The organism is uncultured Tyzzerella sp. (genome assembly GCF_963558545.1).
In the GTDB taxonomy this organism is placed as follows: Bacteria; Bacillota; Clostridia; order Lachnospirales; family CAG-274; genus Tyzzerella.
The window spans coordinates 1-5,675 of the sequence record NZ_CAUWHO010000076.1; the positions used below are offsets into that span (position 1 = coordinate 1).

At 25.1% G+C, this 5,675-nt stretch carries 9 protein-coding genes; 6 read left to right on the forward strand and 3 right to left on the reverse strand.

Annotated features, from left to right (window positions below; all coding sequences use genetic code 11):
- The first annotated feature begins 253 nt into the window (after positions 1–253).
- Both R5Z65_RS09285 and R5Z65_RS09290 read left to right on the forward strand, forming a co-directional pair.
- Complete coding sequence (locus tag R5Z65_RS09285) at positions 254–412, forward strand: hypothetical protein (protein ID WP_317368714.1); 159 nt, start codon at positions 254–256, stop codon at positions 410–412.
- Positions 396–1,181, forward strand: a complete 786-nt coding sequence (locus tag R5Z65_RS09290; RefSeq protein ID WP_317368715.1) for a helix-turn-helix domain-containing protein — start codon at positions 396–398, stop codon at positions 1,179–1,181. Before R5Z65_RS09285 ends, R5Z65_RS09290 begins: the two co-directional genes overlap by 17 nt.
- Positions 1,182–1,296: 115 nt before the next feature.
- Here the strand turns inward: R5Z65_RS09290 and R5Z65_RS09295 are convergent, their stop codons facing one another.
- The gene (locus tag R5Z65_RS09295) at positions 1,297–1,800 is read right to left on the reverse strand and encodes a hypothetical protein (protein ID WP_317368716.1); all 504 of its coding nucleotides are present in this window, start codon (positions 1,798–1,800) and stop codon (positions 1,297–1,299) included.
- 346 nt (positions 1,801–2,146) lie between these two features.
- On the opposite strand from R5Z65_RS09295, the gene R5Z65_RS09300 reads away from it, so the two are divergent.
- The 4 genes from R5Z65_RS09300 to R5Z65_RS09315 all read left to right on the forward strand — a co-directional run bounded on the left by R5Z65_RS09300 (position 2,147) and on the right by R5Z65_RS09315 (position 4,643).
- Complete coding sequence (locus R5Z65_RS09300; RefSeq protein ID WP_317368717.1) at positions 2,147–3,121, forward strand: recombinase; 975 nt, start codon at positions 2,147–2,149, stop codon at positions 3,119–3,121.
- 9 nt (positions 3,122–3,130) lie between these two features.
- Positions 3,131–3,472: a hypothetical protein gene (locus R5Z65_RS09305; protein ID WP_317368718.1), complete on the forward strand. Its 342-nt coding sequence runs from the start codon at positions 3,131–3,133 to the stop codon at positions 3,470–3,472.
- 331 nt (positions 3,473–3,803) lie between these two features.
- A complete protein-coding gene (locus R5Z65_RS09310; RefSeq protein ID WP_317368719.1) occupies positions 3,804–4,112 on the forward strand; it encodes a DNA-binding protein in 309 nt (102 codons plus the stop codon).
- Between the two features lie 351 nt (positions 4,113–4,463).
- A complete protein-coding gene (locus tag R5Z65_RS09315) occupies positions 4,464–4,643 on the forward strand; it encodes a hypothetical protein (protein ID WP_302417126.1) in 180 nt (59 codons plus the stop codon).
- A gap of 151 nt (positions 4,644–4,794) precedes the next feature.
- On the opposite strand, the gene R5Z65_RS09320 is transcribed toward R5Z65_RS09315, so the two are convergent.
- Positions 4,795–4,950, reverse strand: a complete 156-nt coding sequence (locus R5Z65_RS09320; protein WP_302417124.1) for a hypothetical protein — start codon at positions 4,948–4,950, stop codon at positions 4,795–4,797.
- Between the two features lie 386 nt (positions 4,951–5,336).
- Positions 5,337–5,675: DUF3800 domain-containing protein (locus R5Z65_RS09325; protein ID WP_317368720.1), on the reverse strand; the 339-nt coding region annotated here is incomplete at its 5' end.

Genomic DNA, 5,675 nt, shown 5'->3' on the forward strand with positions numbered 1-5,675 from the left:
CGATAACCCTTTTTTAGGGTAGTCGAAAAAAATCTAGTATTTTCAATACTTTTATATAATTTATATACCTAAATACGATAACCCATTTTTTGGGTAGTCCATTTTTTGGGTAGTCCGTAAAACGGGTCATTACTATTAACATTATATTTACTATTAACATTATATTACTATTAATTATTTTTATGTATTTATATATTTATATATTGACAAAGTGAATCACTTGAAATACTATTAATAAAAAGGAGTTGATAAAATGCCAGTAGCAGAGGATAAAATTAGAAGATCAGTAACATTTAAAAAAGAACTTTATAAATCAATACAAGAAATTGCAAAAAAAGAAAAAACAACCATTTCAAAACTAATAAATGAACTTATAGAAAAGGAGTATTCACAAAATGACAAGACTAATTAATGGTATAGACTTTAATAAAATAGAAAATAACGCAATCATACATGAGAAAACATCTCTTCAAAGTTTTGGTTATGGAATAATATCTCAATATGTAACAACTATGAAAGGTTTGTCATTATCAGCAAAAGGTATATATGCATATCTTGTTGCATTTGCTGGTAATGATAAACAAACTTATCCATCTCAATCGAGAATGTGTAGTGATTTAGGAATCAAGAAAGTTGATACTCTAAGAAAATATATAAAAGAACTCCAAGCAGAAGGATTAATAAAAATCTACAGAACAAAAAAGAATAATATACATTATAAAAATGTATATGTTATAGCAGATGATACTAGAACTATAGAAATTTGGAAAGAAGAATATGCAGAAGATAATGGTATTAAAGATGTTGAAGTTAAAGAATCTAAATCTAAGAAGATTGAAAAATTAAAAATAGATGAGAATAATAATATGGTATTTGAAACGATGAGCAATACAAGAAATAAAAAATCCCCAACTGGTGGCACAGCTGAGGATCTAAATAATACAATTTCCAAAAATTTAAGTAATAATAGTATATCAGATTTTAATTTCAATTACAATAATTCAAAGAGTTTTAGCTCAAGTAACCTAGATATATTCGATGAATATGTTACTAATGAAGAACGATGGGTTGCAGTTTCTCAAAGCGAGTCTATGTGGAATACACTTTCTAATCCAAGAAAACAATATTTATTAGATTTTGCATTAGAAAATAAATTATTTATACCTAGTTTCATAAAATAATTCGACATTATTTCTTAGTAGAAAAAAACACTTAAACAAAACACGAGTAAGAGGAAACTATATAATATTCCTCTACTCTATTTTTCTCCAAATAGTAAAGAGTAACCTTTTTTATCTAAAAGTTATTGTCCTGTAAATAGATATTCATTTCATATTCATCATTAAAATTAGTCTCTTTAATTGCATTTATCCAGATACCATGGCTTTCTTCTGATGTATCTTTAGCATCTAAAATATCATAGTAGTTAGAATAAAACCATGTACTATTTGTATTATCAGTGTCATATGTAAATGTTTTTGAACCTAATTGATTATCTCTAAATACTAATTCAAGTTTATTTTTCCCATCAATGATGTTTACTTCTCTTTTTTTATATCCTGTTGGAGTTTCAAATTCTTCAGAATCATTAATAGTTATATTCTCAGAATCTATAGTAGATAAAACATCATTAAAAGAGACTCCTTTTTCTAATTCAAAGTATTTTGTAACAAGATATTCTCTTTTTTTCTTATTATCTTCCACTTTCTCTATTTGTGTATTGTTATTATTTTTATCATCTGATATTTTAGAATCCGAACAAGCTACAAATGATATAGCTAGAACCCCTATTAGAATCATTTTCAGGTATTTGCTTAATTTCATATTTTATCCCTCCTATTAATGTATTTTGAGAATATTATATAATATACTTATTGTAAAAATTTGTAAAAAAATGTCTAATTATAAAAAAATGATGATGAGTAATAATAATATTAGTTATATACCTAAATTATACCGAATATATACCTATACACCGTAAAAACTTAGGTATATATTCGGTATGTAATTCATAAATTCAGGTATTAAAAATATAAATACATACCTATACTTTAAAAAAATTAGGTATATCATACCTAAATTTATGTTGACAACTTAGGTATGACTTAGGTATAATTTAGGTATACTAATAAAGGAGGTACATATTTTGAAAAGATATGTTTTAAGTGCAGATATAGGAAAGTATGAAACAAATATTGTCGGAAGAGATTTAGACGGAAGTCAGGAAGATATTAAAAGAGTTAATTTTAGAACGAAAATGTATGATTTAGAAGAAGGATATATAGATGTTGAAGGTAATAGCTTTAAAGTTGAATTAGACGGAAAAGAATATATAGTAGGAGAACAAGGTCAAGATAAGTCTGATGATACTTCTAAAACAAACTTTTTACATAAATTAGCTTGTTACACAGCTATAACTCAATATTTAGAACCGAATACAAAGGATAATAAAATAAGTATGGTATTAGCGTGTCCTTTAAGCGTACTACGTTCTCAGTCTGCTAAGGATGAATATAAAGCGTTTATAAAAGGTGATAGTGAAATAAATATAACTGTAAATGGAAAGCCTTACAATTTTGAAATAGTTGATATTATGATAAAGGCAGAAGGATCAGGTATTATTTATTTAGAACCAAATTTATTTGAAGGTAACAATGTACTTGTAGTAGATTTAGGTGGATTAAATCTTGGAGGAAGTTTATATAAAAATAAAGTTTGTAAGAATGAAGATAGATTTATAGAAGAATGTGGACATGATAAATTGATTGAATTAGTAAGATATCAATTAATAGATTATAGAAAAGGTAATAATATAACGATAGATGAAGCAGAAAAAACACTTAAAGATAATGGACTTAAAAAAGCAGGACAAATAGATCCAGAGAGTGTTGCTTATCTTTGCAAAGCTAAAGATAATTATTATAAAGAAGTAATGAAACATATAAAAGGACACAAGATTGACATAAACTTATTAGACAAAGTTGTTTTTGTTGGTGGAACTACTCAACATATAAAAGAAATAATAAATAAAGAAATAAGCCACTCATATATACCAATTAATTCACAATGGAGTACATCAGAAGGGCTTTATAAGATAGCAATTAAGAAATATGGAAAGTAGGTTGATGAAATGCCAAGTGTAAAACAAGGTGGAGGTTACACTTTAACTTTTGCTAAAAAGAATCAAGATGTTAAATTGATTTTAGATGAAAAAAAGAAAAATAAAGTTGTTGTAACTGATTATATTTGTGAAGCAATTAGATTTTTTGAACAGAATAAAAATAAAGAATTTAATAATAGTATAGTTTCTAATGCAGATATTGATAAATTAATAGAAGATAAAATAAAAGCATTGATTGGTAATAATATACAAGAAGTCAAGGAAGAAATCTTAGTAGAAGAAAATATAGATACTACTGTAAACCTTGAAGACGATTATGGTATAAATGATTCAGATTTAGAAGAAGATTAAATAAAAAAGAGCACATCCAAAGATGGACATACTCCCTTAACCGCAATAAGAAGTATATCATCTTTGGATGGAGAATTCAAGGAGGATGCTGTGAATAGTGTACAGTTATATTTTGAGGAAGTTTTAGATAATCTATTCGTATCTAAGACTTGCAAGGAATGTGAAAATGACTGTAAGGTACTCTGTTTATCAGAGAATGCAGTTATTTATTGTAATAAATTCAAAAGACTAGATTAATTTTCTAGTCTTTTTCTATTGTAAAAAAGGATTAGATGTTTCTTATATAGAAATAGTTTCTTATAGAAATGAAACTATAAGGGGTGGTGTTACATTGTTAAAGAAACTAAAGAAAAATGATTATAATTGGACTAGAAAATATATTAGAGAATATAATGAAATGATTTCATATTATGAGAAGCAACTAGAAGAAAAGAATAGGATTATCGAGTCTTTAAGTTTGGAAAATGAAAAATTAAAAAAGGGTATAAAATTTCAAGGGAAACATAAACGAATTTCTGATAAAGATATAGATAAAATAAGAAAATTTAAAGAGGATGGTAAAAGTTATAGTTACATATCTAAGGAAACGGGCTGGAGCAAAGCAACTATAAGCAGAGTTATAAATAATAAAAATTATTAAAAAAATAGTATTATTTAACTGAAATATATTGACTCACCGTAACGGTTATGTTATAATATAAATATAGAAAGGGAGGTGAAGAAAGTGGCAAATAGAAGAAAACAAAAGAAAAAAAAGAAGAACACAGAACTTGCGACGGCTCGAATTCTTCTTTTGATAGAAATACTTAGCATAGTAAATACTATACTAGATAAGTTTTTCTAATACTTAGGGGCGAAAGCCCTTAAGTATATAAGTTTTCTTTCATTATACCACAATGTACTATGAACGATACAAATAAATTATTAAAAATATCAATTGCATTAGCAATAGTAAATATAGTTCTACAAATATTTTTATAGGAGATTAAAAATGAGTAAAAAAAGATTAAAAGTAAATTTTAATAAAGGTGGTAATGGTGGAGTTAGTGCAAAACTAACTCTTCCAATAACAATGGTTAGAGAATTAGGAATCGATGAAGAAAATAAGTTCATTGATGTAGTTTGTGAAGATGGCAAAATAATAATTGTTAAATCGGAAACTCAAGAATAGTATAAATATATTATAATAATATGAAAAAAATACATTAAAATATATACTGTGTATTTTTCTGCATTTTGTAGTATAATAAAAACATAGAAATAAAAAAGAGAAATTATAATCTAGTGGAATAGAGTGTGATTTCTATATATACAATATAATATTAGTCAAATTTAACTTTTATGTTGAATTCAACTTGAAAGCCACCCTTATTGCCGTAAGAGTGGTTTTTTATTTTATCATAAACAAAGTTTACAGCCAAACCAATAATAAATGGAATAACTATAACAGTTATGATTATCTTCTTCTTTTGTTCCATATAGTTTACACCTCCTTCCTACTTATCGCAGGAACAAAGGCTATATATGAAACCCCACTCTTAGATTACAATTTCTCTAAAAAACATTATACCATAAAAGGAGTTCAAAAGCAGAGTTATAAATAATAAGAAAAATATATATTAAAAAATAAAAAAGTACTGTTTCATATATTTATAAAACAGTACTATTTTTATTTTTTCAAAAATCTAGAAATTAGATTAAATAATAATTTTAAAAATAAAAAAGCCCTCATGGGCTAGTGTTATGGAACCATAATAACGGCTACCAAAATAGGCAGCTTATATACTTATAGATGATACATTAATATGGGTTTACCCTATAACTAATTTTAATTATATCAAAAAAAAAATAAAAGTAAATACTTTTAAGCACCTTTTTTTATTTTTTTAAATTTAAACTTTGGAAATTCTTCAATAACTTTTATTTTATTTTTGATTATAGGCATATAAATATCTAAATTATATTCATAATGAGAATAAATAACATTAGCTATATAATCTACGGCTTGTATATTATATGCATCATGAGATTTAGAATCTTTATATTCAACAATAATGTCAGAGTTTAGTCCAAGTTCATAATTTATATGTATATTTATATAATCTTCAAATGAATTTAATGATTTAACTTTAATAGTTTTATTATCTAATATTAGATTAATTTTATTTTCTTTAAATTTTTCTTTATGTTGATCTAGTAATAT

What these genes read in the sequence shown, in the direction of transcription:
- R5Z65_RS09285 (WP_317368714.1), top strand. Translation starts at nt 254, where the DNA reads ATGCCAGTAGCAGAGGATAAAATTAGAAGATCAGTAACATTTAAAAAA.
- R5Z65_RS09290 (WP_317368715.1), top strand. Translation starts at nt 396, where the DNA reads ATGACAAGACTAATTAATGGTATAGACTTTAATAAAATAGAAAATAAC.
- R5Z65_RS09295 (WP_317368716.1), bottom strand. Translation starts at nt 1,800, where the DNA reads ATGATTCTAATAGGGGTTCTAGCTATATCATTTGTAGCTTGTTCGGAT.
- R5Z65_RS09305 (WP_317368718.1), top strand. Translation starts at nt 3,131, where the DNA reads ATGCCAAGTGTAAAACAAGGTGGAGGTTACACTTTAACTTTTGCTAAA.
- R5Z65_RS09315 (WP_302417126.1), top strand. Translation starts at nt 4,464, where the DNA reads ATGAGTAAAAAAAGATTAAAAGTAAATTTTAATAAAGGTGGTAATGGT.
- R5Z65_RS09320 (WP_302417124.1), bottom strand. Translation starts at nt 4,950, where the DNA reads ATGGAACAAAAGAAGAAGATAATCATAACTGTTATAGTTATTCCATTT.